This is a genomic window from Rhizobium sp. PP-CC-3G-465, assembly GCF_004343445.1.
In the GTDB taxonomy this organism is placed as follows: domain Bacteria; phylum Pseudomonadota; class Alphaproteobacteria; order Rhizobiales; family Rhizobiaceae; genus Ferranicluibacter; species Ferranicluibacter rubi.
Genome location: NZ_SLYH01000001.1, coordinates 388,333 through 414,532 on the forward strand (window position 1 = coordinate 388,333; position 26,200 = coordinate 414,532).

General features: G+C 62.7%; 22 protein-coding genes. 17 read left to right on the top strand and 5 right to left on the bottom strand.

Annotated features, from left to right (window positions below):
• Nucleotides 1–193: 193 nt before the first annotated feature.
• From C8J33_RS01810 to C8J33_RS01825, 4 genes are all read left to right on the top strand, one after another.
• Entirely contained in the window at nt 194–694 is a 501-nt protein-coding gene (locus tag C8J33_RS01810; protein WP_422038030.1) for a sigma-70 family RNA polymerase sigma factor, read from the top strand.
• Complete coding sequence (locus C8J33_RS01815) at nt 691–1,410, top strand: anti-sigma factor (protein ID WP_132662867.1); 720 nt, start codon at nt 691–693, stop codon at nt 1,408–1,410. The genes C8J33_RS01810 and C8J33_RS01815 overlap by 4 nt, the downstream gene beginning before the upstream one ends.
• 161 nt (nt 1,411–1,571) lie before the next feature.
• A complete protein-coding gene (locus tag C8J33_RS01820; protein ID WP_062592338.1) occupies nt 1,572–2,129 on the top strand; it encodes a fasciclin domain-containing protein in 558 nt (185 codons plus the stop codon).
• A 269-nt stretch (nt 2,130–2,398) separates the two neighbouring features.
• Entirely contained in the window at nt 2,399–2,545 is a 147-nt protein-coding gene (locus C8J33_RS01825) for a DUF1127 domain-containing protein (protein WP_132662869.1), read from the top strand.
• A gap of 253 nt (nt 2,546–2,798) precedes the next feature.
• On the opposite strand, the gene C8J33_RS01830 is transcribed toward C8J33_RS01825, so the two are convergent.
• A complete protein-coding gene (locus tag C8J33_RS01830) occupies nt 2,799–4,130 on the bottom strand; it encodes a dicarboxylate/amino acid:cation symporter (protein WP_132662870.1) in 1,332 nt (443 codons plus the stop codon).
• Nucleotides 4,131–4,342: 212 nt separating this feature from the next.
• Here C8J33_RS01830 and C8J33_RS01835 point away from each other — a divergent pair, with 212 nt between their 5' ends.
• The 3 genes from C8J33_RS01835 to C8J33_RS01845 all read left to right on the top strand — a co-directional run bounded on the left by C8J33_RS01835 (nt 4,343) and on the right by C8J33_RS01845 (nt 10,548).
• Nucleotides 4,343–6,193, top strand: a complete 1,851-nt coding sequence (locus tag C8J33_RS01835) for a sensor histidine kinase (protein WP_132662871.1) — start codon at nt 4,343–4,345, stop codon at nt 6,191–6,193.
• On the top strand, nt 6,190–7,539 hold the full coding sequence (locus C8J33_RS01840; protein WP_132662872.1) for a sigma-54-dependent transcriptional regulator: 1,350 nt from the start codon (nt 6,190–6,192) through the stop codon (nt 7,537–7,539). Before C8J33_RS01835 ends, C8J33_RS01840 begins: the two co-directional genes overlap by 4 nt.
• A 315-nt stretch (nt 7,540–7,854) precedes the next feature.
• Nucleotides 7,855–10,548 (top strand): bifunctional diguanylate cyclase/phosphodiesterase, encoded by a 2,694-nt coding sequence (locus C8J33_RS01845; RefSeq protein ID WP_422037306.1) that lies wholly within the window; start codon nt 7,855–7,857, stop codon nt 10,546–10,548.
• Nucleotides 10,549–10,721: 173 nt separating this feature from the next.
• Here C8J33_RS01845 and C8J33_RS01850 read toward each other — a convergent pair whose 3' ends face one another.
• Complete coding sequence (locus C8J33_RS01850) at nt 10,722–12,434, bottom strand: methyl-accepting chemotaxis protein (RefSeq protein WP_132662875.1); 1,713 nt, start codon at nt 12,432–12,434, stop codon at nt 10,722–10,724.
• Between the two features lie 316 nt (nt 12,435–12,750).
• Here C8J33_RS01850 and C8J33_RS01855 point away from each other — a divergent pair, with 316 nt between their 5' ends.
• The 4 genes from C8J33_RS01855 to C8J33_RS01870 all read left to right on the top strand — a co-directional run bounded on the left by C8J33_RS01855 (nt 12,751) and on the right by C8J33_RS01870 (nt 17,451).
• Complete coding sequence (locus C8J33_RS01855) at nt 12,751–13,158, top strand: DUF4112 domain-containing protein (RefSeq protein ID WP_110799263.1); 408 nt, start codon at nt 12,751–12,753, stop codon at nt 13,156–13,158.
• A 120-nt stretch (nt 13,159–13,278) separates the two neighbouring features.
• Nucleotides 13,279–13,479, top strand: a complete 201-nt coding sequence (locus C8J33_RS01860) for a hypothetical protein (RefSeq protein WP_181425147.1) — start codon at nt 13,279–13,281, stop codon at nt 13,477–13,479.
• A 556-nt stretch (nt 13,480–14,035) separates the two neighbouring features.
• The gene (locus C8J33_RS01865) at nt 14,036–15,403 is read left to right on the top strand and encodes a TadE/TadG family type IV pilus assembly protein (protein WP_132662877.1); all 1,368 of its coding nucleotides are present in this window, start codon (nt 14,036–14,038) and stop codon (nt 15,401–15,403) included.
• Between the two features lie 173 nt (nt 15,404–15,576).
• On the top strand, nt 15,577–17,451 hold the full coding sequence (locus tag C8J33_RS01870; RefSeq protein WP_132662878.1) for a DEAD/DEAH box helicase: 1,875 nt from the start codon (nt 15,577–15,579) through the stop codon (nt 17,449–17,451).
• 62 nt (nt 17,452–17,513) lie between these two features.
• Here C8J33_RS01870 and C8J33_RS01875 read toward each other — a convergent pair whose 3' ends face one another.
• The 3 genes from C8J33_RS01875 to C8J33_RS01885 form a co-directional block, all read right to left on the bottom strand.
• On the bottom strand, nt 17,514–18,188 hold the full coding sequence (locus C8J33_RS01875) for a sulfite oxidase-like oxidoreductase (RefSeq protein ID WP_132662880.1): 675 nt from the start codon (nt 18,186–18,188) through the stop codon (nt 17,514–17,516).
• A 76-nt stretch (nt 18,189–18,264) separates the two neighbouring features.
• Entirely contained in the window at nt 18,265–18,522 is a 258-nt protein-coding gene (locus tag C8J33_RS01880; protein WP_110728258.1) for a DUF982 domain-containing protein, read from the bottom strand.
• A 125-nt stretch (nt 18,523–18,647) separates the two neighbouring features.
• Nucleotides 18,648–19,382, bottom strand: coding sequence for a GntR family transcriptional regulator (locus C8J33_RS01885; RefSeq protein WP_132662881.1), 735 nt, complete (start codon nt 19,380–19,382; stop codon nt 18,648–18,650).
• 245 nt (nt 19,383–19,627) lie between these two features.
• Between C8J33_RS01885 and C8J33_RS01890 the strand changes: the two genes are divergently transcribed.
• From C8J33_RS01890 to C8J33_RS01915, 6 genes are all read left to right on the top strand, one after another.
• Complete coding sequence (locus C8J33_RS01890; protein WP_132662882.1) at nt 19,628–20,716, top strand: ABC transporter ATP-binding protein; 1,089 nt, start codon at nt 19,628–19,630, stop codon at nt 20,714–20,716.
• A 47-nt stretch (nt 20,717–20,763) separates the two neighbouring features.
• On the top strand, nt 20,764–22,059 hold the full coding sequence (locus tag C8J33_RS01895) for an ABC transporter substrate-binding protein (protein WP_132447581.1): 1,296 nt from the start codon (nt 20,764–20,766) through the stop codon (nt 22,057–22,059).
• 213 nt (nt 22,060–22,272) lie between these two features.
• A complete protein-coding gene (locus tag C8J33_RS01900; protein WP_132662884.1) occupies nt 22,273–23,193 on the top strand; it encodes an ABC transporter permease in 921 nt (306 codons plus the stop codon).
• A gap of 1 nt (nt 23,194) precedes the next feature.
• Nucleotides 23,195–24,016, top strand: a complete 822-nt coding sequence (locus C8J33_RS01905) for an ABC transporter permease (protein ID WP_110799253.1) — start codon at nt 23,195–23,197, stop codon at nt 24,014–24,016.
• An 8-nt stretch (nt 24,017–24,024) separates the two neighbouring features.
• Nucleotides 24,025–24,765 carry an aspartate/glutamate racemase family protein gene (locus tag C8J33_RS01910; RefSeq protein WP_132662885.1) on the top strand — a complete coding sequence of 247 codons (741 nt, stop codon included), beginning with the start codon at nt 24,025–24,027 and terminating at the stop codon, nt 24,763–24,765.
• Nucleotides 24,766–24,896: 131 nt separating this feature from the next.
• Nucleotides 24,897–26,198 carry a flavin monoamine oxidase family protein gene (locus tag C8J33_RS01915; RefSeq protein ID WP_132662887.1) on the top strand — a complete coding sequence of 434 codons (1,302 nt, stop codon included), beginning with the start codon at nt 24,897–24,899 and terminating at the stop codon, nt 26,196–26,198.
• The last annotated feature ends 2 nt before the right edge of the window (nt 26,199–26,200 follow it).

The window sequence follows — 26,200 nt, forward strand, 5'->3', positions numbered from 1 at the left end:
TCCTTGTCTTGAAATGCTCGCTTACGTCACTGGACAGTGAAATAAAGCGCTATATCTTGCGCTGCAGTGTGGAGGAGTGGCCTGACGGCGGCTCGTTGTTCGAAGGCGTCTTGGCCATCAAGGCCGCGTCTCCCGTGAGAAAGGCGGCTTCGTGCCCAGTCTTGATATCGCCGGACTGATTTCAAAGGTCGCCATGGGCGATCGCGCAGCGCTGGCGTCGCTTTATTCCGCCGTCTCCCCGAAACTCTTTGCCATCTGCCTGCGTATCCTCAAGGATCGGACGGATGCCGAGGATGCTCTTCAGGATGTCTTCGTCAAAATCTGGCAGCGTGCAGACCGGTACGCGGCGACGGGCGTGAACCCGAACGGCTGGCTGGCGGCCATCGCGCGCAACCAGGCGATCGACATGATCCGGGCACGCCGGCCGGCAGCCGACACGATCGGTGACGAGGGGCTCGAGATCGCCGATGGCGGCCCCGATCCTGAGGCCGTCTCGATCGGCCTCGGCGAAGGGCGGCGGATTGACCGCTGCATGGGCGAACTTCCCCCGGAGCGAGCCGATGCCGTCCGGAACGCCTATGTCGAGGGATTGAGTTACCAGGAACTGGCGGAGCGCTATAGCGTGCCGCTCAATACGATGCGAACCTGGCTGCGCCGCAGCCTCCTGAAACTGAAAGAGTGCCTGGAGCGATGACCGAGTTGGATGACAGCGACAGAGACCGCTCCCGCGACGAGGTGCTTGCCGCCGAGTATGCCGTGGGCGTGCTGTCCTTCGCCGATCGGAAGCGGCTGGAAATCCGGATCGAGCGTGAACCGGCGTTCGCCCTGCTTGTCGCCCAGTGGGAAGACCGTCTGAGCCCGCTGGAGCCGGCGGACGAGGAAACGCCGCCGCGCACTGTCTATCCGAAGATCGAGGCGCGCCTGTTCGGCACTCCCGTTGCCGCCGGTGCCGCACGTGCCGGATGGTGGCACTCCCTGGCGCTCTGGCGGGGCATCGCCTTCACCTCGCTGGCGGCCGTCGTCGGTATGGCTGCCTTCCAGCAAGGACTGTTCGGACCCGCGGCGCCGCCTGCACCGCTTGTCGCCTCCATGACGGGCGAGGGGTCGCCTCTGGCGCTGCTCGCCTCCTACGATGCTGCGAGCGGACGGATCGCCGTGACGCCAGTTGCCGCCGATGCAGGGCAGCCGCGCTCGCTACAGCTGTGGATGGTTCCGGGCGGCGATGCCGCCCCTGTGCCGCTCGGTGTCCTGCCGCAGGATGGCCGCGGCGTGATCGAGGTTCCCTCAGCGCTGCGGGCGAACCTTGGCGACGGCATGACGCTTGCCGTCAGCGTCGAGCCGCCCGGCGGATCGCCGACCGGCCTGCCTACAGGGCCTGTCATCGCAGCCGGGCAGGCGCGCCATCCCTGATCGGGACATGCTCAACACTTCTTAATGATTCATCGGCCGGGGCTCTCTCCGGCCGAAACTCTTTCTGCGGCCGGCTCGTCTCCTGTCTGTCACCCGAGACGTGACGCCCCGAAAGGCGCGACCGCGCCGGGCCGAGAACCGAACAGGAAGAGGAACCATCCATGTTGACGTCCGCACTCCGTACCATCGCCCTTGCGACACTCGTTTCCGCCACCGCCGTTTCCGCCTATGCCGCCAACCCGAAGGTCGGCGGCGCTGCCATGTTCGAAGACAAGAACATTGTCGAGAACGCCGTCAACTCCAAGGACCACACGACGCTGGTCGCCGCCGTCAAGGCGGCCGGTCTGGTCGAGACCCTGCAGGGCAAGGGCCCGTTCACAGTCTTCGCACCGACCAACGAAGCCTTCGAGGCGCTGCCGAAGGGCACCGTGGAAACGCTTCTGAAGCCTGAAAACAAGGCCCAGCTGACCAAGGTCCTGACCTGCCACGTCGTCGCTGCCGATGCGATGTCCACGGCGATCGCCAAGATGATCAAGGACGATGGCGGCGAGCATGACGTGAAGACCGTCGGCGGCTGCGTGCTGAAGGCCAAGGAAATGGGCGGCAAGATCACGCTCACCGACGAAACCGGCGGCGTGGCCCATGTCACCATTGCCGATGTGAAGCAGTCGAACGGCGTTATCCACGTCATCGACAAGGTTCTTCTGCCGAAGATGTAAGCTTCAGCAAATTAGCGATTTGACGAGCCGGTCGTTCCGAAAGGGCGGCCGGCTTTTCATATGTTGCCGCCATGTGTTGCTAAGGGAGCGAACCGATTGAATGCGGGAAAGCCGTGCGGCTGGCGCATGGGTGGCCTGAGGGCTTTGCGCTGGTTGGTCGCGGTGCGGAGGCGTATAAAACGGTCATCGAACAGCAACGGGGTCTGGCACTCGGAAACATCCAGACGGTGTTTCGAAAGACCCCTCGAAGACCTTGGAAAGGGAATATCATGAACGTAGCGCGCTCTTTCAGCACGTGGCGCAAGTACCGTCAGACGGTCAACGAACTCGGCCGCATGACGACCCACGAACTCAACGATCTCGGCATTGCCCGCAGCGACATCCGCACCGTCGCCCGTTCGGCCGCCGCTCTCTGATCTGACATCGAATACCTGCCGCCGGCATCTGCCGGACGGCCCCACCAAACGCCCGCGCCTTGTCGCGGGCGTTTCGCGTTTTGCGTGTTCGACGGAGCCGGGTCTTGGCTGATCCGGTGGGGCAAGCTGCCTTGACCGGGCAAACGAAAACCCCCGCTTGTGGCGGGGGGTTCGGCCTTGGGAGGCACCCCACGGGCGATGCCGGGGGGAGGGTGGCACCGAAAGCCAAGAGGCATCCGGTGCAATTCGAAGGTTATTCCGCAGCCTGGAGGGCGGGTACCGGTTCGACCAGCGGCGGGGCGTTGCCGGCGAGGGCTGCGGCGAGCTGGTCCTTGTCCAGCTCGTTTTCCCAACGGGCGACGACGACGGTTGCGACCGCGTTGCCGATGAAGTTGGTGAGCGCGCGGCACTCCGACATGAAGCGGTCGATGCCGAGGATCAGCGCCATGCCGGCGACGGGAACCGAGGGAACGACCGAGAGCGTGGCAGCGAGCGTGATGAAGCCGGCGCCTGTGATGCCGGCAGCACCCTTGGACGAGAGCATGGCCACGAGCAGCAGAAGGATCTGGTCACCATAGCCGAGCGGCGTATCGGTCGCCTGGGCGATGAACAGGGCGGCGAGCGTCATGTAGATGTTCGTGCCGTCGAGGTTGAACGAATAACCCGTGGGGATGACGAGTCCGACGACCGAGCGCTTGCAGCCCGCACGTTCCATCTTCGCCATCAGGCCGGGAAGGGCTGCTTCCGAAGACGACGTGCCGAGGACGAGCAGAAGCTCTTCCTTCAGGTAGCGGATCAGCGCCAGGATCGAGAAGCCGTTGTAGCGGGCAACGGCGCCGAGGATGCCGAAGACGAAAATCGCGGCCGTCAGGTAGAAGGTGCCGATGAGGAAGGCGAGGTTGGCGATCGAGCCGATGCCGTATTTGCCGATGGTGAAGGCCATGGCGCCGAAGGCACCGATCGGTGCGGCCTTCATGAGGATGGCCACGAGGCGGAACATGGGGGCGGTCACGGCATTCAGGAAGTCCGTGACGGGACGGCCCTTGTCGCCGACCATGCCGAGCGCGATGCCGAACAGCACGGAGAAGAACAGGACCTGCAGAATGTCGCCATCGGCAAAGGCGCCGACGATGGTCTGCGGAATGATGTTCATCAGGAAGCCGACGATGCTCGCCTCATGCGCCTTCGTCGTATAGGTCTCCACAGCCGTCGCATCCAGCGAGGCGGCGCTGATGTGCATGCCGGCGCCCGGCTGCACGAGGTTGGCGACGACGAGGCCGACGGCAAGCGCCAGCGTCGAGAACGTCAGGAAGTACAGCATCGCCTTGCCGGCGACGCGGCCGACCTTCTTCAGGTCCGACATGCCGGCGATGCCGGTGGTGACGGTGAGGAAGATGACCGGCGCGATGATCATCTTCACCAGCTTGATGAAGGCATCGCCCAGAGGCTTCAGCTGTGTTCCGAGTTGCGGGTAGAAGTGACCCAGCAGGATACCCGCGATGATCGCGGTGAGGACCTGGAAATAGAGATGCCGGTAGAAGGGCAGCTTCGACTGGGGTGCCATCGGTTCGGGTATCGCGTGCATGTCGTTCCTCCTTGCGTCCCCCGCCAACTGGCTCTCCCGGGACTGTTCCTACTCAAGCGAGAGATTTGCAAAGAGCGTGCCAGTTTTCAGACGCAGGTCAGCCTATTGTTTTTCCTTGGAAAGATCCTAGTGCCTGTCGGCCGTAGAGACGGATCATGCGGATTTCCGCACGGTGTCGTTTGCGGTTTGTCCGAATTTATGCACAATAGGATATGCACCATCCGCTCCAGATCCGTCCGAAATCCGCCCCTCGGGACCGCGTTCTTCCCTGGGTCGTCCTTGGGGCGTTTGTCCTTGCCGGGCTGATGGTGGCGATATTGGCGGGGTCCTATCTCGGACGGGAGGACGCGCTCCGGACGCTGGAAGCACAGGCCCGCACGGATACCAGCTTGAAGGTCGCGCACCTCAGAGCCGTCTTGGAGCGACCGCGCGCCTTGCCGATGCTGCTGGCCCGGGATCGTCAGCTTGCCGATACGCTCGAGCGGCCCGATGCGGAGCGCAGCCTGAGCCTCGACCGCAAGCTGGAGGAGATCGTCGCCGATACGAACGCAGCCGTCATCTATGTCATTGGGCGGGACGGGATCGCGATTGCGTCGAGCAACTGGCAGGAGCCGACGAGCTTCGTCGGCAACGACTATACGTTCCGCGAATATTTCACCAAGGCAATGGCGGCGGGGACGGCCGAGCATTTCGCGCTCGGATCGGTCAGCAAGCGTCCGGGCCTCTATATTTCGCAGCGGATCGAAGGCGCGTCCGGCCCTCTAGGCGTCGTCGTGGCCAAGATGGAATTCGACCAGATCGAGACCGACTGGAGCATGGCGGGGCGGCCGACCTTCGTGACCGACCAGAACGGCGTCGTACTGATCACCAGTGTTCCCTCCTGGCGGTTCATGGCGATGACGCCTCTCGCCCCCGACAGCCTCGATGCGATCCGCACCAGTCTTCAATTCGGCGATGCGCCGCTGACGCCGGTGCCGATCACGGTACTTGAGAGGATGTCGCCGGGTGTCGAGCGGGTGAGTGCCGTCATGCCCGGCGAGCGCCAGCGGGATTTCCTGCGTCTCGCCGTTGCCGTGCTCTCGACGGGCTGGAGCCTCGATTATCTCGTGGAGACCGATGCTGCCGTTGCTGCGTCGGTTCAGAGCAAGCGTTTGCAAGGCCTCGCGGTCGTCCTGCCGATGGCCGCGCTGGCGGCGTTTCTGCTGGCCCGTCGCCAGCAGGCGATCGGGCGGCTGGCGCGGGAACTGGCCGCGCGCGAGGAGTTGGAGCGGCGGGTGCGCGAGCGCACGGAAGCCCTGACATCGGCACGCGACAGGCTGGAAGACGAGATCGCCGGTCACCGGGCGACGGAAACCAAGCTTCAGGGCGTGCAGCAGGAGCTCGTCCATGCCAACCGGCTTGCCATCCTCGGGCAGGTTGCTGCGGGCGTCGCACATGAGATCAACCAGCCGCTCGCCACCATCCGCGCCTATGCCGACAATGCCCGCGTGTTCCTGACGCGCGCGCAGACGGGGCCGGTCGACGAAAATCTCGAGAGCATCGCCGCGCTGACCGACCGGATCGGCAGCATCACCGATGAGTTGAAGACGTTTTCCCGCAAGGGCCGGGCGCCGGCCGGGCCGGTGTCCGTCCGCACCATCGTGGAGAGCGCCGTCATGCTGTTGAAGAGCCGGTTCGCCGGGCGGCTCGATGCGTTGCAGATCGGCCTGCCGGACGCGGACCTCCTTGTGCTCGGCGATCGCGTGCGGCTGGAGCAGGTGCTGATCAATCTGTTGCAGAACGCACTGGAGGCTTTGTCCGGCCGCAGCGATGCGCGGGTGGATGTCGAGGTCGAGACGCAGGGCGACGATGTCCTTCTGCATGTCCGGGATAACGGTCCGGGCATCTCGCCGGACATCATGAGCGCGCTCTTCACGCCGTTCAACACCTCCAAGGAGCGTGGCCTCGGGCTCGGGCTCGTCATCTCGCGGGATATCCTTGCCGATTACGGCGGGCGCATCGCCGTCGAGAGTTCGGATCGTGGGGCGCATTTCACCATTCACCTGAAAAGGGCAGAGGCATGAGCGAGGTCAACGTTCTCCTGGTCGATGATGACCGCGATCTCCTGAAGGCGACGCGGCAGACGCTGGAACTCGGCGGCTTCACCGTCACCGCCGTCTCCTCCGCGTTGGAAGCGCTGGCCCTGCTCGATCCGCGCTTCCCCGGCGTCGTCGTCACGGACATCCGCATGCCGCTTATCGACGGTCTGGAGCTGTTCGACCGTATCCGCCGCATCGATCCGGATATCCCCGTCATCCTCATGACGGGGCACGGCGATATTCCGATGGCAGTGAAGGCGATCCGGGATGGTGCCTATGATTTCCTGCCCAAGCCGTTTCCGACCGACCGGCTGGTGCAGGGTGTCATGCATGCTGGAGAAAAACGCCGGCTGGTGCTGGAAAACCGGGCGTTGCGCGATGCGGCGGAAGAGGCGCGGGATGGCGGACTGCTGATCGGGCAGACACCGGCCATGGAGCGGCTGCGCGAGACGATCCGTCAGATCGCCGACACGGATGTCGACGTGCTGATGACGGGGGAGACCGGCAGCGGCAAGGAGGTCGTGGCAACGCTGCTGCACCGCTGGAGCCGGCGAGCGAAGGGGCATTTCGTTGCGCTGAACTGCGGCGCGCTGCCGGAGCAGGTCATCGAGAGCGAGCTTTTCGGGCACGAACCCGGCGCCTTCACCGGTGCGCAGAAGAAGCGCGTGGGTCGGATCGAGCATTCGAGCGGGGGCACCCTGTTTCTCGACGAGATCGAGAGCATGGCGCCTGCGACGCAGGTGCAGATGCTGCGCGTGCTGGAAATGCGCGAGGTAACGCCGCTCGGCACCAACGAGGTGCGCCCGGTCGATCTCAGGGTGGTGGCGGCGACGAAGGTGGACCTCGGCGATCCGCGGTCTCGAGGCGATTTTCGCGAGGATCTCTATTACCGGCTGAATGTCGTGACGCTGTCGATCCCGCCCCTGCGCGAGCGCCGCGACGATATTCCGCTGTTGTTCTCCACCTTCGCCGTCCGAGCCGCATCGCGCTTCAAGCGGGACGTGCCCGTCATGACCGATGCCGTGCGTCGCTATCTGGCCGAGCATGACTGGCCCGGCAATGTGCGCGAACTCACCCATTTCGCCGAGCGGACTGTGTTGGGTTTTTCACCGGAGGGGGCGTCTCCGGGCGCGCTGGATGTATCGGATACAGGAGCCGGTACGCTGCCGCAGCGGATGGACCGGATCGAGGCGGAGCTCATCCGCACCGCTCTTCGTGAGGCCGAGGGGGACGTACAGAGGACGATCGAGGCGCTCGGTATTCCCCGCAAGACCTTCTACGACAAACTCCAGCGATACGGGATCGTCCGCAGCGACTTCGCCCGGAAATAAGGATGCATCTTTCACCCTATAAATGGGACGCATTAATGCGGCTTGAAGGATTCCGGAGGTAGTGTGAGCCGGGATGCCGATCGGGTCGCTGTTCCCACGGCCTTGCTCCGGTGTCCCCCATCATCGCTTTCGTCACGCAGTCAGCCGTTCGGATGCCTGTTTCTCTATATTTTCGACCCACGCACCTTTATGGGTTGCGGCGGTTCGCCATGAGGCGTGCCCATGCTCAGAGTTCTCTCGTGCATCACAACGGAGCATGATTTGCGTCTGGTTGTTTTTGCCGGTTTTCTGTGTCTCGTTTCCTGTGCGGCAGCCATGATGCTTCTGCAGCGCGCCCATCGTGCGGGTGGATATGTGCGGTGGATCTGGCTCGTCAGCGCCGGGACGTCCGGCGGTTTCGGCATATGGGCGACGCATTTCGTCGCGATGCTGGCCTATGAGGCTTCGCTGGTTCTCGGCTACGAGCCGTCGCGCACGCTGCTGTCGCTTGCGATCTCGGTGACGACGACCTTTCTTGCGGTCGCGGTTGCCTCGTTGCTGACCGGCCGTCTGGCCTTCATCATGGCCGGTATTCTGTTCGGTCTCGGCGTTTCCACGATGCACTTTGTCGGCATGACGGCCATCGAGTTTCCCGGCGCGATCCACTGGAATGCGACTCTCGTCTGGAGCGCCATTCTTCTTGCCGTACTGTTTTCGGTTCCCGGATTTGCGTGCGTGAGCCTTGGGCGCCGGAGTCCGAAGCGTCTGGCCGCTGCGGCAAGCCTTCTGACGCTCGGCGTCGTCTCCATGCATTTCACCTCGATGGGTGGTGTTGTCATGACGCCGATGGCCGACTCGCCGCTCCCGTCGAACCTGCTGTCGCCGGCCCTTATGGTCATCGTGATCGCCACGACCGCCTTGTCGCTGTTGTTTTCCGTTCTTGCTGCCGCTCTTTTCGCCAGCCGGTCCGAGAACGCGACCATGGCCATGAACACGCGGTTCCGGCATCTCGTCCAGGGCGTCAGCGACTACGCGATCTACCTGCTCGATCCCTCGGGTCGGGTAACCAACTGGAACGTTGGCGCGCAACGCATGAAGGGCTATGCCGACGGCGAGATCGTCGGCAAGAACTTTGCCGTCTTCTACTCCGAAGACGAACGCGTGAACGGCGCGCCCGAACACGCTCTGCGCACGGCGCTTGCCACGGGCAAGTTCGAGACGGAGGGATGGCGGTATCGCAAGGATGGTACGGCGTTCTGGGCGTCCGTCGTGATCGACCCGATCTACGACGAGCACAACGATCATATCGGCTTTGCCAAGATCACGCGCGACTGTACCGAAGCCAAGGACAGCGCGGCACGGCTGCTCGACGTCACCAACAATCTCTCGATTGCGCTGAACACCATGGGGCACGGGATTGCACTTTTCGACGCGAACGAGCGGCTGATTCTGCACAACGAACTCTTCCGCGAGATCATCGAGTTTCCCCGCTCGTTGGACATCGTCGGGCGGACCTTTCATTCGCTCTGTTACGAGCGTTTCAAGACCGACCAGACCGGATCGCATGACGCGGACGGGCTGTACGAGCAGCATCGCGCACTGTTTATGGCCCCCGGTGGGGGCGAAACAGCGCGGGAGGTGGCGAGCGGACGGACGATCCGCACGGTACATCGGCCGACCGGCGATGGTTCCTTCGTCATGACGCTCGAAGACATCACCGCGCGTGTGGATGCCGAGGAAAAGATCCGGCATCTCGCCCGGCACGATGCCCTGACGGGCCTTGCCAACCGGCACCAGTTCGGCGAGCGGCTCGACGCCGCGATCGAGACTGTCAGCGGCTCGGAGAAAGTCGCGGCCATCTGCATCGATCTCGACGATTTCAAGGAAATCAACGACCGCTACGGCCATGCGATGGGCGACAAGGTGCTTTATGCGCTGGCGAGCCGGATGCAGAAACTCATGGGCGAGCACGAGGCCGTCGGACGCTTCGGCGGGGACGAGTTCGTTGCCTTCAAGCGTTTTGTTCAGGAAAAGGACCTCGAGGATTTCATCGGCCGCCTTTTTCGGGCGCTGACCGAGCGGATCGTCATCGATGAGACGGAGATCCTGCCCGGCGCCAGCATCGGCGTGTCGGTCTATCCCTCGGACGCCGCGGACCGCGAGAAGCTGCTGAACAATGCCGACATGGCGATGTATCGCTCCAAGGCGCAGCCGGAACAGCGCATCAGCTTCTACGAAGCCGCGATGGACGAGGCTGCGCGCGAACGTCGCGCCATGGGCCGCGATCTCGGCGTTGCGCTTGAGGAGAGGCAGTTCTTTCTCGTCTATCAGGTGCAGAAGTCGGCGAGGACGCGTGAGACGACCGGATACGAAGTGCTGCTGCGCTGGCGGCATCCGCAGCGCGGGCTGATCTCACCGGCGACTTTTATTCCGATTGCGGAAGAATGCGGGCTCATCTCCCCGATCGGCGACTGGGTGCTTGAGGAGGCCTGTCGCGAAGCCGTTGCCTGGGGTCTCGGTCACAAGATCGCGGTCAACCTGTCGCCGCTGCAGCTCGGGGATGTCTCGCTCGTGGACAAGGTCCGCTCCGTCCTGCTGCGAACGGGTCTTCCGCCGTCGCGATTGGAGTTGGAGGTCACGGAAAGCGCCATTATCGGCGACAAGGGCAGGGCACTCCACATTCTCCGCCAGATCCGTGCAATGGGCGTGATGATCGCGATCGACGATTTCGGAACGGGGTATTCCTCGCTGGAAACGCTTCGGGTATTCCCGTTCGACAAGATCAAGCTCGACCGAAGCTTCGTCAACGAACTGGACGGCCGCCAGTCGAAGGCCTTCATCCGAGCCATCGTTGCACTCGGCAAGAGCCTCGATGTGACCATCCTTGCCGAAGGCGCGGAGACGGAGGAGCAGCTCCACGTCCTGGTTGCGGAGGGCTGCGACGAGGTACAGGGCTTCCTGTTCGGCCGTCCATGCCCCATCGAAGCCCTTCAGGATCGATCGCTCAACCTTCCGGCGCTTACGGCCTGACGCCGGTCACGTCGAACGTCAGGTTTCGGTTGACGTGCGGAAGGGCGGGAGAAGGAGGGGCAAGCACCCGACAAAGCTCGTTACCGCCGAGGTGCAGTCGTTACAACGCCAAAGGCCCGGTGCTGCACCGGGCCTTTTTGTTCAACCATTCGGGAAGCTTCCAGCATTGAGGCTCAAGCGGTCTTTCGAAAGGCCGACGTCTCGATGTGACGTGCCGGCTTGGCGGCGGCGGGCTCGCGGGTGGTGCTGTTGTGGTTGAGCTGGAAGCGGCAGACGAGGTCGGCGAGCGTGGCCGCGCCCTGTGCGAGCGTATGGCTCAGTTCGGTCGTGCGGGCCACCATGGTCGCGTTCTGTTGGGTCATGCCGTCGAGGCTGTTGACCGAGGCGCTGATGTCGCCAAGGCCGGTGGTCTGCTCGGATGCGGCGGCGGCGATGGCGTCGATGTTCTCGTTGATCGAAGCGACGAACACCTCGATTTCCGTCAGAGCCCGTCCGGTATCGCCGACGAGGCGGACACCGTCCACGACTTCCCGTGAGGCGTTCGAGATCAGATCCTTGATTTCCTTTGCCGCACGCGCCGTGCGCTGGGCCAGCTCACGCACCTCCTGCGCGACCACGGCAAAGCCGCGACCGGCTTCGCCGGCCCGGGCTGCCTCCACGCCTGCGTTCAATGCCAGCAGGTTGGTCTGGAACGCGATCTCGTCGATGACGCCGATGATGTGCCCGATGGAGGATGAAGCGGTTTCGATGCGCTGCATGGCGGCAACGGTGTCGCCGACGACGGTCACGGAGTGGCCGGCCTGTTCCTTGGCCTGCTTCACGAGATTGCGCGTATCCTGCACGCGCTCGTTCGATTGGCGCACGGTGATGGTGATCTGCTCCAGCGCAGCCGATGTTTCCTCGAGCGCGGCGGCCTGTTCACGGGTGTGCTGCGCGAGGATGCCGGACGCCTCACGCATGGTGTGGCTATGGCCGTTGAGGTTTTCCGTCTGCCCGAGAACATTCACCAGCGTCTGCTGGAAGCCGCCGATCGACATATTGAAGTCGTGACGCAACTGCTCGAACTCCCGCGTGAACGGACGGTCGAGTGTCTCGCTGATATTGGCCTGTGCAAGGCGCCCGAGACCGGCCCCCAGCTCCTCGATGGCGCGAACCCGTTCTGTCATGTCGGTCGCGAACTTCACGACCTTCACCACCCGGCCGCTCTCATCCACGATCGGATTATAGGTCGCCTGAATATGAACCCGTCGGCCATTTTTGCCGAGGCGCAGGAACTGGTCGGTCACGAACGCGCCACCGGCGAGCTGCTCCCAGAACGTCCTGTAGGCCGCAGACTGGACGTAGGCAGGCTCGCAGAACATTGCATGGTGCTGGCCGACGATCTCCTCCAGCCGATAGCCGAGCACGGACAGGAAGTTCTCGTTTGCCGAAACGATGCGACCGTCCGGCGTGAATTCGATGACGGCCTGCGCACGCGACAAGGCCTCGAGCTTGCCATTGTCGCTCAGGCTCTTGATCTTCGATGCCGTAATGTCCGTTGCGAACTTCACGACCTTGACCGGTCGCTTTCCTTTGAAGACGGGGTTGTAAGAGGCCTCGATCCAGACTTCGCGTCCGCCTTTGCCCAGGCGCTTGTACTGCGCCTGCTGGAACTTGCCCTTGGCGAGCGCCTGCCAGAAGGCCGCATAGGCCGGTGAACGTGCTTCCTCCGGCATGACGAACATGCTGTGATGGCGACCCACGATCTCGCCGGAGTCATAGCCGATAGCGCGGCAGAAATTGGCATTCGCGCGAAGGATCTTCCCCGTGAGGTCGAATTCGATGATCGCTTGCGATTGATCGAGCGCCTGAAGGATGGCACCGTCAGATGAAGAAAAGAGAGACATACGGCCGGTTCGCTTTTTTAGATGACGATCATATTATTCCCCGAAAATAGGGTGCCATATGTAAATTATCCTTAAAGTACTGGCGGTTCCCAATGCTTCGGGACAAGAATTCCCCAGTTGTGAGACTTAGGCTTCTCTTCGCATCTTCAGGTCATTACGAATAGGTTCGACAGTCATCCTAAGTTGCGGGCAGGATTGTTCCCTCGACGGTCCTGTTTTTGGGGCGTGCATCTTACAAAAGTGTTCTTCCCATCTCTTGTCTCGGATGAACAAGCACTCCACATGTAAAGTAACACTAACACAGGAGTGGCTTTTGATGGCGACGACAGCATATGCAGCCGATTTTGCCGAAGCGGCCGGCGATGTCGGCCGTGTCGAGCAATTGCGGCGGTTACGCCGGCTCGCCAAGCTCGCCCGCATCATGGATACGGCCGTCGGCATTCCGGGGACGCGGTTCCGGTTCGGCGCCGACGCACTACTCGGGCTCGTTCCCGTGTTCGGTGATGCGACCGGTGCGATCATCGGTCTTGCCATCGTCAACGAGGGCCGCAGGCTGGGTCTTCCCAAGCGCAAGATCGCGCGGATGCTCTACAATCTCGGCGTGGACGCGACGATCGGCGCCGTGCCTCTGGTGGGTGATGCGTTCGACATCTACTTCAAGGCGCACAAGAGGAATATCCGCGTGATCATGGACCATTTCGCGCTGACCGAAAACGATCTTTGACCGATCGATCTAATTCGCGCCATCGACTTTCCCAGACATATTGCGAACAAAAAATGGAACCAGTTTCGATCTGGTTCCATTCCGGGGAGTCTGAAAATAATAGGAGAAGAGATCATGTCCATGCAGAAGCCGGCCACAGCGGTCGCTGAACCGAACGTCGTAACAGCGCAGGAAGCGCTGGAACCGCTCTTCGTGAAGCTGGAAGTGGAAGCCGATGCGCGTCTGATCCGGGCTGCTGTCAGCGCGGGCTGGACGGCAGAGGAGGCCGTCGCAGCCATCGACGATCTGCGCCGTCAGGACATGGAGCCTTCCCGCCACTGATGGCTTTTCCTTCGCACGATCCGGGCAGGGCTTTTCGTCTCGCTCTTCATGTCAAAAAGGCCGGGTGATATCCCCGGCCTTTGTCGTTCGAATGATGGCCCGTTATTTCCGGGGCTCGATACTTGGCACTAGTGCTGCGTATCCGACTGCGGCTCCGAATAGTCCCAGTTCTTCCGAGCGAACTGAATGGCTGCCGCTTCTGCGCTTTCCTTCGTGTTGAAGCGCTCTACAAGCACATGGCTTCTATCGCGGCATTGGAGCAGGACTGTTCCGCTTCTGAAGTCGTATTGCACTTTCAGATGACCTGACGTTTCCATCATCATTCCTCCCATAGGCGTCGGCGACTCCTCATCGCATCTCTAGATGTAAGCCAAGGACCGGCAGGCGCAAGGAAACTTAACCGTAAAACCCTTCACGGTTTCATGATCTCCACCATGCTCGCCGAGCAGGTGCGTGTTTTGGAATTTGTTTACTTCCCTGTTTCACCCTAAATTTAAAGTGGTGACTTACGTTGTGCCGAAGCGCCGGGAGACATGGCGCGGGTAGGGCTGTCATCATGTTCAAGCGTTTTTTCGTCGATCGTTCCGGCAATCTTGCCATTATCGGGGCTCTGTCGCTGATGCCGCTGCTGGGCACGGCCGGGCTGGCGCTCGACGTGACGCACGCAATCAAGGTCAAGACCAGGCTGCAATGGGCGGCAGACGCCGCGGTGGTCGGGTCGATCACCGACAAGTCGGCCGGCGTCGCTGAGGCCATGGCCATGACGGCGGACGGTTCCGTCAGCGTGAGCGAGAGCGAGGCGCGCAGTATCTTCGCCGCACAGATGGCGGACGGGACGGCAATCGATCTGCCGAGCAAGGCGGCGGGGAAGTCTGACCCCGACGACCTCGAGGAGACTGCACGAACCTTCAACGTCAGCGTCGTGAAGTCCGGCCGCGACATCAACGTGTCGGCGACGTTTTCTACGCTCGTGCCGACCACGTTCATGAAGATCTTCGGCAAGGACACCATCGAGGTGGATGGCATCGCGAAGGCGACCTTCCAGTCGAACTCCTTCATGGATTTCTACATGCTGCTCGACAACACACCGTCCATGGGCGTCGGCGCGACGCCTGAGGATGTGGACAAGCTGATCGCTGCAACCAAGAACCAGGCGGATTCAGGCTCGCGCAACTGCGCCTTCGCTTGCCACATCGTTTCGGAAAAAGGCGTTGCCGACAAGAACAGCAATTATTTCGTCGCCCGAAAGGTCGGTGCCACCATCCGCATCGATGTCGTGGCAAAAGCCGTTGCGGCGCTGACGAAGGAGGCAGAGAAGACCGAGACCTATCCGAACCAGTACCGCATGGCGGCCTATACGTTCGGGCAGAAAGCGGAGGACGCCGACCTTTATGAAGTCTCCAGCCTCACCGACGACCTGAAGGACATCCAGACGAAGGCCGATACCATCTCGCTGATGAGTATCCCGTTTCAAGGGTACAACAACGACCAGATCACCAGCTTCGACAAGGCGCTGACGCGGATGAACAGTGAAATTCCGGCGCCGGGTGACGGCTCGAGCCCTGCCAAGGCGGAGAAGGTCGTCTATTTCGTCGCCGATGGCGTCGGCGATAGCTACAAGCCGGCCGGTTGCACGAAGAAGGTTACGGGCGGTCGCTGCCAGGAGCCGATCGACGTCACCTATTGCAAGACGCTCAAGGATCGCGGCATCAAGATCGCCGTGCTCTACACAACCTACCTGCCGCTGCCCACGAACAGTTGGTACAATACATGGATCAAGCCGTTCCAGCCAGAAATCGGCAGCAAGATGCAGGCCTGCGCATCGCCGGGCCTCTATTTCGAGGTCAGCCCGTCGCAGGGTATCGAGTCGGCGATGAAGGCCCTTTTCGTCAAAATCATTCGCAGTCCGCGCCTCACGAGCTGAACCGAGCTTCTCTCGGAAACAGCCAGCCCATCGGTGTCGCGGCGCTCCTCTGTACATTTGCTGTCGGAGGGATTAAGAGATCGCCATGGTATGGGCCGCAGCGTGCGGTCCTCAAGGCATGTGCGCATCACTTTGCGCACGCTGCACGGTTCGAACTTCCGAGAGACAAACATATGACAGAATTCGCAGGGGTCGTTCCGGCGATCGCCGAGGCGTTGACCAAACGCGGCTATTCCACCCTGACGCCGGTCCAGGCCGCCGTCATCGAAGCGGAAATGTCGGGTCGCGACGCGCTCGTCTCCGCCCAGACCGGCTCCGGCAAGACCGTCGCCTTCGGGCTGGCGCTCGCGTCGACGCTGCTGGATGGCGCAGATCGCTTTGGCTCGGCGAGCAAGCCGCTGGCCGTCGTTGTCGCCCCGACCCGTGAACTGGCGCTTCAGGTCCAGCGCGAACTCGAATGGCTCTACGAGATGACCGGCGCCGTCATCGCCGCCTCGGTCGGCGGTATGGACATCCGCACGGAGCGCCGCGCGCTCGATCGCGGTGCGCATATCGTCGTGGGTACACCTGGCCGTCTCTGCGACCATGTTCGTCGCAGTGCGCTCGATCTCTCCGCCTGCCGGGCCATCGTTCTCGACGAAGCCGACGAGATGCTCGATCTCGGCTTCCGCGAAGACCTCGAATTTCTGCTGGAGACGGCACCGGCCGATCGCCGCACGCTGATGTTCTCGGCCACGGTGCCGAAGTCCATCGCGACGCTTGCCAAGAACTACCAGCGCGATGCGCTGCGGATCTCGACGCAGGCCGAGGCCAAGCAGCATCTCGACATCGACTACCGGGCGCTCGTCGTTGTTCCTTCTGACCGCGAAAACGCGATCATCAACGTACTGCGCTATTATGAGGCGAAGAACGCGCTGGTGTTCTGCTCTACCCGCGCGGCCGTCAACCACCTGACCGCGCGCTTCAACAATCGCGGCTTCTCGGTCGTCGCCCTTTCGGGTGAGCTCAGCCAGAGCGAGCGGACGCATGCGCTGCAGGCCATGCGCGACGGTCGTGCCCGCGTCTGCATCGCGACCGACGTGGCTGCCCGCGGGATCGACCTTCCCGGCCTCGAACTCGTCATCCATGCCGACCTGCCGACCAACCCGGACACGCTGCTGCACCGCAGCGGCCGTACGGGCCGGGCAGGACGCAGGGGCGTCAGCGCCATCATCGTGACCTCCAATGCCCGCCGCAAGGCCGAGCGGCTGCTGCGCGACGCGCGCATCGAAGCCGTCTGGGCCAAGCCCCCGTCGGCCGATGAAGTTTCGCAGAAGGACGACGAGCGCATTCTCTCCGATGCCGCGCTCAACGATCCGATCCGCGAAGAAGAAACGGCTTTCGTCCAGCAGGTCCTGTCCGGCTTCAGCGCCGAACAGGTTGCGGCAGCCTTCGTGCGCCTCGCGCGTGCCGGCCGTTCCGCGCCGGAAGACATCATCGATACGCCGGCGTTTCAGCCATCCGGGGCGTCATCCGGTCCGGCATCCGGGGACCGCGGTCCTCGGCCGGAACGGTCCGAACCGCGTGCCCCGCGTGGCGATTTCGGCGATGCCGTCTGGTTCTCCATCTCTGCCGGTCGCAAGCAGAATGTCGAGCCGCGCTGGCTGATCCCGATGCTCTGCCGCATCGGCCGCATCACCAAGCAGGAAATCGGCGCGATCAAGATGATGCCGGAGAACACGTTCGTGGAAATCGCGCGCGAATTCTCCGACAGCTTCGTCGAGGCGCTGGGACCCAAGCGCATGCTCGAAAAGGGCATTACCGTGACCCAGCTCGACAGCGCGCCGGATCTGTCTGCCGCACCGCGCAAGCCGTTCGTCCGCAAGGACAATGCTGGGCCTTCGGACAGCAAGCCACGCTGGAAAGAGGGCGGCGAAAGCGCTGACCGGCCTGACAGCAAGCCCTGGGCGAAGAAGGCGGCCAAGGCCGGCTTCTCGAAGTCCGGCCCAAAGCTGACGGACGATGGCAGCAAGCCCGCCAAGAAGCCTTTTAAGAAAAAGGCGTACTGATCAGAAAAGGGCTCCGGCGAACATCGCCGGAGCCCTTTTTCTTTCGGTCGATTGAGGTTTCCTCAATCGTCGGAATAGCGCTGCTCCCGCCATGGGTCGCCCAGCATGTGGTAGCCGTTCTTCTCCCAGAAGCCTGCGCGATCACCGGTCATGAACTCGATTTTCGTCAGCCATTTCGCGCTCTTCCACAGATAGAGGTGCGGCACGATGAGACGGGCCGGTGCGCCGTGCTCGCGCGTCAGCGGCTGCCCCTCCCAGTCGGTGGCGAGAAGCGCATGTTCGCTCGCGAAATCGGCGAGTGGCAGGTTTGTCGTATAGCCGTCATAGCTCGTGAGCATAACATAGGTCGCCTCGGGCTTCGGCATGACCAAGTCCAGCAGATCATGCGTCGAGACGCCCTTCCAGCTGTTGTCGTAGCGCGACCAGGTCGTGACGCAATGAATGTCCGACAGGAATTTTCTCTGCGGTAGGGCCTTCAGTTGCGCCCAGTCCAGCGTCACAGGGTTTTCGACGGCGCCTTTCAACGTCAACGACCAGCTCGCGGTCTCGATCATCGGAAGCTGGCCGAGGTCGAGGACCGGCCAGTTCTTGACGAGATGCTGGCCTGGAGGCAGCCGGTCGGTCTCCGACCGCGAGACCTGTCCGGTTAGAAACTTGCCTTCCTCCGCCCAACGGCGCTTGGAGCGGGTCAGTTTGGTGTCGTCGGAAGGATCTTCCGGGGAATTGATATCCGACATGTCGTGCTCCTGACCGCGCTCTTCGTGACTGTATGGTCGTCCGTCCCTTATGCTTTCGTCAAGAGACGATGCCCGATCAAGCCGGCGCCTTGGTTGTCGCCAAGATGCCGGCCTCGCGTGCCGCGGCCATGAAGGATGCCTGCGCCTTGCGGGGGCTGAGGATGCCGTCGAGGGCATCCATGCAATGCTGGAGCGCGATGCGATAGGCTCTGCCGGCCTGTCCGGCGGGCCAGCCCCGCAGGAACTCAAGCGCATCCCAGGCAGACGCGATGGTAAATTCCTGGCTCTGCTGGAGAATGATCCGGACCGGTTTCGGAAAATGCTTGTAACTCATACGCGCCTCGCATGCTGTCTGTCGTGCGCGTGCAAAACTCGTTGCGAGGATTTTGGTTCCGCTTTCGGTTAACAAAAAATCTTGAAGAAAATCAGATGGTTGTTGATCGATATTTCTTTCCCGTCTTAGGGGAGAAGAACGTCGCGAAGCTCGTTGGCGCGGCGGATGCGCAGGTCGAGATCGGCCTCGATATGGCGAATATGGTGCACCATCAGGCGGTTGGCGCGGTCGAGCTGGCCGGCTTCGATGGCGTCGACGATTTCGGTGTGCTCGCTGTGGCCGCAGCTTGAGACCGTGGATTGTCCGTAGAGCGAGATGACGAGGGAGGAGCGCGCGATGAGCTCGTCCATGAAGCGCTGCATCACGGCGTTTCCGGTCATCGCGGCGATCATCAGATGGAAGTCCCCGGATGCCTTGATCTCCGCCCGGCGGGCGCTCTGTCCGCGCTCGTTCATCAACCGGCCTTCATCGACCAGTTGCTCGCGAAGCTGGCGGAAATGCGACGGCGTCATGTGGCGCGCCGCCTCCGTCAGGATGCCAGGCTCGATGATGCGGCGGGTTGCGAAAATCTGGCGCGCTTCTTCCGGCGACGGGTTGGCGACGAAGGCACCGCGATTGCGCTCGACGGTGACGAGACCTTCATGCACGAGCGCCTGAAGGGCGCCGCGCACCAGCGTTCGGCTGACATTGAACAGGGCGCCGACATCCGTCTCTGTCAGCTTCGTCCCCGGCATCAGGCGCCGGTCGACGATCGCGTCGCGGATGGCGTCGCGAATGGCACGCTGGCTGCCGTCGATCCCGTTGCCATCGGCGTCAGGTCTGGCGATCAGGGTTTCCGGTTTCGTCTGGCGGCTGTTCATGGTTGCCTAATCTAATGCAAATGACCGCGGGACAGAAGGCCCATTCGTATCCAGGACGGAGCTTGATTGTATACGATCTGGCGGATTATTTTGCACAATAGATGAAAAAATAGGCGGATTCTGGAGGCTGAATGTGAGTGAGCCTAAAGGTTTTGACAGTTTTCTTTTAGAAACAGTCCCCTAACGGCTGCCCGACGAACTGGCACGGTTGATGCATTCTCTGCATTACGACAGGGGAACCCATCATGACCAAAGCGGCAGAGATCGACATCGTATCCGTTTCCAAGATCTATGGAAGCACCACGGCCGTCCATTCCATCAGCCTCAAGATCCCATCCGGCAGCTATTGCTGCTTTCTCGGGCCGTCCGGATGCGGCAAGACCTCGACGCTGCGGATGATCGCCGGGCATGAGACGATTTCCTCCGGCGATATCCGGCTCGGAAATACTGTTGTGACCGATCTGCCGCCGGCCAAGCGTGGCACGGCGATGATGTTCCAGTCCTACGCCCTGTTCCCGCATCTCGACCTCATCGACAACGTGGCCTTCAGCCTGAAGATGAAGGGCGTGGAGAAGGAGGAGCGCCGTGCGAAGGCGCTGGAGATGCTCACGCTGATGCAGATGGAGCCCTATGCCAACCGGCGCCCGGCCCAGCTTTCCGGCGGTCAGCAGCAGCGCGTGGCGCTCGCCCGCGCGCTGATCACAGACCCGGAAGCGCTGCTGCTCGATGAGCCGCTGTCGGCGCTCGATCCGTTCCTCAAGATCCGCATGCGCGCCGAGCTGAAGAAGCTCCAGAAGAACCTCGGCATCACCTTCGTGCATGTGACGCACAGCCAGGAAGAGGCGATGGCGCTTGCCGACATCATCGTCATCATGAGCGACGGGCGCATCGAGCAGGCGGCCAGTCCGCGCGAAGTGTTCGAGCGGCCGGCAACCGCTTTCGTCGCGCGCTTCATGGGCGATCACAACGTGCTGACCGGTCGTGTGGTTTCCAGCGCCGACGGCGTGCTGACCCTTCAAGTGCCGGAGGGGCAGACCTTTACCGTTGCGGGCCAGGGGCGGGAGGCGGGGTCGCCGATCGACATCGGCATTCGCACCGATCGCGTCCGGCTGTCGGAGCCGAGCGAGAAGACGCTCGGCTTCAACGGCGTCGTTTCCAACGTCGAGTATCGCGGCGCTTCGGTGAAGATCACCGTGATGGGGGCCGGTTCCGAGGATTTTACCGTCATCGCCACCGATGCGGATTATTTCGAAAAACCCGTCGCCGTGGGCGATGCGGTTTCCCTGAGTTGGGGCCTGGAGGATGCCGTCCTTCTGGGTGCCATGGCTGCCTGACCTGCCAGAACAAAGACCTGTCTAACCAGAATAAAAGGGAACAGACTATGACCGAGATCAAGAGCACGAAGAAGGCGACCGGCATCAGCCGTCGCGCATTGATGAAGACAGGGGCTGCGGCCGTCGGCGCCATTGCCGGCTCCGGCGCGATCACCGGTTTCCCGACCATCTGGGCGCAGAACCCCATCACGCTGCGCCAGTTCGGCACGGGCGTTTCCAACATCAATGCCATCGCCGAGAAGTGCAAGGCCGACCTCGGCATCACGCTCGAGATGACGGCGACCGACTCGGATGCCGCCGCCCAGCGCGCCGTGACGCAGCCCGACAGCTACGACATCGCCGACATCGAATACTGGATCCTGAAGAAGGTGTTCCCGTCCGGCGTCATCCAGCCGATGGAAATTTCCAAGCTGAAATATTACGACCAGATCGTGCCCCTGTTCAAGACGGGCAAGCTGACGCCGGACAGCGTCATAGCGCAGGGCACCGCACCGCACACGGTCGGCTTCGTGGAAAAGGCCGGCGACAAGACGTTCGCCAAGTCCGAGACCGGTCTCTTCACGATGGTTCCGACCATCTACAATGCCGACACGCTCGGTATCCGCCCCGACCTCGTCGGCCGCGAGATCACGTCCTGGGCCGACATCATGGACCCGGCCTTCAAGGGCAAAACGTCGATCCTCAACATTCCCTCGATCGGCATCATGGATGCCGCGATGATCATGGAAGCGCTCGGCAACATCAAATATGCCGACAAGGGCAACATGACCAAGGCGGAGATCGACGCGACGATCGACTTCCTGATCAAGGCGAAGCAGGATGGCCAGTTCCGCGCCTTCTGGAAATCGTTCGACGAGTCGGTCAACCTGATGGCGTCGGGCGAAGTCGTCATCCAGTCCATGTGGTCGCCGGCCGTCGCCGCCGTCCGCTCCAAGGGCATCGCCTGCAAGTACCAGCCGCTCAAGGAAGGCTATCGCTCGTGGGGCGGCGGTCTCGGTCTTGCCGCGCATCTTCAGGGCGCGCAGCTGGATGCGGCCTATGAATACATCAACTGGTACACGTCCGGCTGGGTCGGCGGCTATCTCAACCGGCAGGGCTACTACTCCGCCGCCATGGACACGGCGAAGAAGTTCATGACCGAGGACGAGTGGGGCTACTGGATCGAAGGCAAGGCTGCCCAGGGCGACATCATGTCCCCGGAAGGCAAGATCATGGAAAAGGCCGGTGCCGTGCGCGATGGCGGCTCCTTCCAGGAGCGCATGGGCAAGGTCGCCTGCTGGAACTCCGTGATGGACGAGGACCGCTACATGGTTCGTCGCTGGAACGAGTTCATCGCTGCTTGATGCGGTGCGGGTCGCATGTGCGGCGGCCCCTCACCCTAACCCTCTCCCCGCTTGCGGGGAGAGGGGACGTGCCTCGCTTTACCTTTCGATAGAGGCGGGCGGATCGCCACAACCTTCCTTCTCCCCTCAGGCGGGGAGAAGGTGCCGGCAGGCGGATGAGGGGCAGCCTTCTCACTCCGCTGAGCTTGAGTCCTCAACGGAGACGACCGCACTATGGCGACCATCGCTGCAAGCAAGCCGACACCGGCGCCGGATGCGCGGGTGCGCATTCCGAAAACATTTCGCCTGCCGCCGCGGGCCGTGTCCTACCTGCAGTCGGCGCCGCTGATCGCCATCCTCGGCTTCTTCTTCCTTTTGCCCATCCTGATGATCCTGATCGTCAGCTTCTGGGACTACGACTTCGCGGGCCTCTACCCGGATTTCCTCACCCTGAACTACGAGGAGACGCTGGGGTCCTGGGTCACGTGGAAGACCTATCTGAACACCCTGAAATACACGGTCGCCGTCTGGGCGCTGACGACCTTTATCGGCTTCTGGGTCGCCTATTTCCTCGCCTTCCACATCCGCACGACGACCATGCAGATGGTGCTGTTCCTCGTCTGCACCGTGCCGTTCCTCACCTCCAACATCATCCGCATGATCTCATGGATCCCAGTCCTCGGGCGCAACGGGCTCGTCAATTCGACGCTGATCGAAATGGGAATCATTCCGGCGCCCATCGAATGGTTGCTCTATTCCGATTTCGCCGTGGTGCTGGCTATGGTGCATCTCAACACGCTGTTCATGGTCACGCCGATCTTCAACACGCTGATGCGGATCGACAAATCGCTGATCGAGGCGGCGCGGGATGCGGGTGCCACCGGCTGGCAGATCCTCTGGAACGTCATCATTCCGCTCGCCAAGCCCGGCATCGCCATCGGCTCGATCTTCGTTGTCACGCTGGTGATGGCGGACTTCTCGACGGTGCAGGTAATGTCCGGCGGGCAGAGCGCGTCGGTGGCGCTGATGATGCGCAACCAGATGTCGCTGCTGCAATATCCTGCCGCCGCTGCCAATGCCGTGGTGCTGCTGATCGTCGTGCTCTTGATGGTGGCCGCGATCCTGCGCGTCGTCGATATCCGCAAGGAGCTTTGAGATGAGCCACGAGAAACGCACCTTCGAATTCTACGTGCTCGCCGCCTTCTTCGCGCTGTTCGTGCTCTTCCTCTACGGCCCGCTGTCGGCGGTCCTCATCCTGTCCTTCCAAGGGCCGAACGGCGGTTTGACCTTCCCGATGAACGGGGTGTCGCTGCGCTGGTTCTACAATCTGTTCGAGCAGCAGGCGGTCGGCAATTTCGGCTCGTCGTTCCGGCGGTCCTTCTCGCTCGGCATTATGGTCATGGTCGTCAACGTGCTGGTGTCGCTGCTGGCGGGCCTTGCTTTCCGGCGGAAGTTTCGCGGTTCGACCACGCTGTTCTACCTCACGGTCGCCAGCCTCGTGGTGCCCTCCATCATCATCTCTCTCGGCATCGGCGTCGTTTTCCAACAGTTCGGGCTGAAGCCCGCCTGGTACTCCTCGGCCTTCGGCGCGCATCTCACCTGGACGTTGCCCTTCGGCGTGCTGATCATGTTCGCGGTGTTCAACCGGTTCTCGCCGGCCTATGAGGAAGCCGCGCGCGATCTTGGGGCGAGCTCTTGGCAGACGTTCCGGCATGTCGTGCTGCCGATGATCGCGCCGAGCCTGATCGGCGTCGGCCTCTTCGGCTTCACGCTGTCCTATGACGAGTTCGCCCGCACGCTGATGACGTCCGGCACCTACAACACACTGCCGCTCGAAATCTACGGCATGACCACGAACGTCACCACGCCGGTGCTCTATGCGCTCGGCACCGTCACCACCGTCTTCTCCTTCACCGTCATTCTGCTGGCGCTCGGCATCATCCTGATGCTCGGCCGCAAGCAGGCAAAGCTGGTCTGATCCCTCGCATGCGCATTCTCGTCGTCAATCCGAACACCACCGTTTCCATGACCGAAAAGGCGGCCGAGGCGGCCCGCCTCGTCGCTGCCACCGGCACGGAGATCATCGCCGCCACGGCCGCGATGGGGCCCGCCTCGATCGAGGGACATTATGACGGTGCACTGGCTCTGCCGGGCCTGCTCGATGCGATCCGGGAGGGCGAGGCGGCCGGCGCGCAAGCCGCCGTCATCGCCTGTTTCGACGATACGGGGCTCGACGCCGCCCGGTCGCTCGCCTCCATTCCCGTGCTCGGGCTCTGCGAAAGCGCGCTGGTCACGGCCGGCTTCCTCGCGCAACGCTTCACCGTCGTCACCACGCTGGAGCGCTCCCGCGTGCTGCTCGAGAACCTGACGCGCCACTACGGATTCGGCGGGCGGGCTAAGGTTCGCGCGGCCGATATTCCCGTGCTCGACCTGGAGAAAGAGGGCTCGGGTGCGCTCGACAAGCTCCGCCACCAGATCGAACGGGCGCTCGCTGAAGACGGTGCGGAGGCCATCGTGCTCGGTTGTGCGGGAATGGCGGATCTCGCCTACGAGCTACAATCCATTTATCGTGTGCCGGTGGTCGACGGTGTTTCGGCTGCCGTCAAGCAGGCCGAGGCGCTGATCGCCCAGCGGCTGACGACCAGCAAGCGCGGCTCCTACGCTGCACCCTTGGCCAAGCCCTATTCCGGGATGCTCAGTGGTTTTGCACCCGCGGCGTCTGTCTGATCGTCCCGATCTTCAGGGCCGTAAAGCCCATCCGACAAACCCACGCGCCGCATATTCTTTCGCGCCGTTCTTTCTATATTGTCCGAACGAAGGACCGGACCTGTGGTCCTCAGGCGGAAAAGAGGCGCGGCATGGAACGGGATGCGGATGTGATCGTGGTCGGTGCCGGCTTTACGGGGCTGGCGGCTGCGCAGACGCTGGTGGATCGCGGGCTGTCGGTCGTCGTTCTGGAGGCTCGCGCCGAGGTCGGAGGGCGTGTCCGCTCATTCGAGACATCGGATGGGACGCGGCGGGATGCCGGCGGGCAGTTCATCTGCGACGACATGCCGGAGGTGATGACGCTTGTGCGGGAGGCCCGGCTGGAGATCGTCGAGAGCCGCTGGAAAGGCGCGGCGAAGACGGTATCTGCGACACCTTCGAGACGCGCGTCGCACCGTGACAATCCACTCTATGCAAGCATGGAGGCGGCTGATCCGGCCGATCCCGCACTGGCCGGCCTGTCCATTGCCGACTGGCTGGACGAACAGGATGCGACGGAGGAGGCGAAGCGGGAATTTCTCAGCATGGTGCACGGGCTCTGGTGCCTCCCGGCCGATATCATCCCCTTCTGGTATCTTGTCGACAGCGATCGTCGGAACACCGCCGAGGTTTCAGAGCTGCAATATTTCCTGAAGCACAGCGCCGCCTCGCTGGCCGATGCCATGGCCGCGCGCCTGCGTCCGCACGTCTTTCTGTCCACGCCTGTGGCGGGCATCCGTCGGGATGAGCATCATGTCGTCGTAGAAACCGCCAAACGGCAGCTGACCGCGCGACATGTGCTCGTTGCCGTGCCGCCGGTGCGTGCGCGCGATATCATCCAGCATCCGCCGCTGCCGGAGCCGCTTGCCCGGGCGCTCGGCTGCTGGCGGAGCGGGGCCGTGATCAAGATCCTGCTGCGCTACGGCGAACGGTTCTGGTCGCCGTCCGTGTCCTCTGGCGCCTCATGGGAGGATGTCAGCGGGCTCTATGCGTTCGACGTCAGCCAAGACGCGGAACATGCTGCCTTCGTGGTGTTCGTCGGCGGTCCGCTGGCCCTCGACTGGCGGGTGCGGGGCGCGGCGTTCATCGAGCGGATGGTGCGCGAGCGCATGGGCACATTGCTGGGCACGGAAGCGCCGGAGCCTGTCGAATTCATCCTTCACGACTGGACGGACGACCGCTGGAGCGGTGGCGGATATAGCGATGTGATCGTCGATTTCGCCGCCCACGATGCAGAGACGCTTCTGCGGCAGGGCGTCGGCCGCGTTGCGTTTGCGAGTTCCGAGCTCTCTCCGGCTTTTCCAACCTATATCGAGGGGGCGATCGTGGCCGGACGGATTGCAGCGGAGCGCATTGCGGATGCGCTGGCGATCGAAGACAAGGAGAGTGGGGGACGTTTGAAGCAGGCGAACTGACG

Bases quoted from the DNA above. Each gene is read 5' to 3' on its own strand.
- C8J33_RS01810 (WP_422038030.1), top strand. From the start codon at position 194: ATGGGCGATCGCGCAGCGCTGGCGTCGCTTTATTCCGCCGTCTCCCCG.
- C8J33_RS01815 (WP_132662867.1), top strand. From the start codon at position 691: ATGACCGAGTTGGATGACAGCGACAGAGACCGCTCCCGCGACGAGGTG.
- C8J33_RS01820 (WP_062592338.1), top strand. From the start codon at position 1,572: ATGTTGACGTCCGCACTCCGTACCATCGCCCTTGCGACACTCGTTTCC.
- C8J33_RS01825 (WP_132662869.1), top strand. From the start codon at position 2,399: ATGAACGTAGCGCGCTCTTTCAGCACGTGGCGCAAGTACCGTCAGACG.
- C8J33_RS01830 (WP_132662870.1), bottom strand. From the start codon at position 4,130: ATGCACGCGATACCCGAACCGATGGCACCCCAGTCGAAGCTGCCCTTC.
- C8J33_RS01835 (WP_132662871.1), top strand. From the start codon at position 4,343: ATGCACCATCCGCTCCAGATCCGTCCGAAATCCGCCCCTCGGGACCGC.
- C8J33_RS01840 (WP_132662872.1), top strand. From the start codon at position 6,190: ATGAGCGAGGTCAACGTTCTCCTGGTCGATGATGACCGCGATCTCCTG.
- C8J33_RS01845 (WP_422037306.1), top strand. From the start codon at position 7,855: ATGATGCTTCTGCAGCGCGCCCATCGTGCGGGTGGATATGTGCGGTGG.
- C8J33_RS01850 (WP_132662875.1), bottom strand. From the start codon at position 12,434: ATGTCTCTCTTTTCTTCATCTGACGGTGCCATCCTTCAGGCGCTCGAT.
- C8J33_RS01855 (WP_110799263.1), top strand. From the start codon at position 12,751: ATGGCGACGACAGCATATGCAGCCGATTTTGCCGAAGCGGCCGGCGAT.
- C8J33_RS01860 (WP_181425147.1), top strand. From the start codon at position 13,279: ATGCAGAAGCCGGCCACAGCGGTCGCTGAACCGAACGTCGTAACAGCG.
- C8J33_RS01865 (WP_132662877.1), top strand. From the start codon at position 14,036: ATGTTCAAGCGTTTTTTCGTCGATCGTTCCGGCAATCTTGCCATTATC.
- C8J33_RS01870 (WP_132662878.1), top strand. From the start codon at position 15,577: ATGACAGAATTCGCAGGGGTCGTTCCGGCGATCGCCGAGGCGTTGACC.
- C8J33_RS01875 (WP_132662880.1), bottom strand. From the start codon at position 18,188: ATGTCGGATATCAATTCCCCGGAAGATCCTTCCGACGACACCAAACTG.
- C8J33_RS01880 (WP_110728258.1), bottom strand. From the start codon at position 18,522: ATGAGTTACAAGCATTTTCCGAAACCGGTCCGGATCATTCTCCAGCAG.
- C8J33_RS01885 (WP_132662881.1), bottom strand. From the start codon at position 19,382: ATGAACAGCCGCCAGACGAAACCGGAAACCCTGATCGCCAGACCTGAC.
- C8J33_RS01890 (WP_132662882.1), top strand. From the start codon at position 19,628: ATGACCAAAGCGGCAGAGATCGACATCGTATCCGTTTCCAAGATCTAT.
- C8J33_RS01895 (WP_132447581.1), top strand. From the start codon at position 20,764: ATGACCGAGATCAAGAGCACGAAGAAGGCGACCGGCATCAGCCGTCGC.
- C8J33_RS01900 (WP_132662884.1), top strand. From the start codon at position 22,273: ATGGCGACCATCGCTGCAAGCAAGCCGACACCGGCGCCGGATGCGCGG.
- C8J33_RS01905 (WP_110799253.1), top strand. From the start codon at position 23,195: ATGAGCCACGAGAAACGCACCTTCGAATTCTACGTGCTCGCCGCCTTC.
- C8J33_RS01910 (WP_132662885.1), top strand. From the start codon at position 24,025: ATGCGCATTCTCGTCGTCAATCCGAACACCACCGTTTCCATGACCGAA.
- C8J33_RS01915 (WP_132662887.1), top strand. From the start codon at position 24,897: ATGGAACGGGATGCGGATGTGATCGTGGTCGGTGCCGGCTTTACGGGG.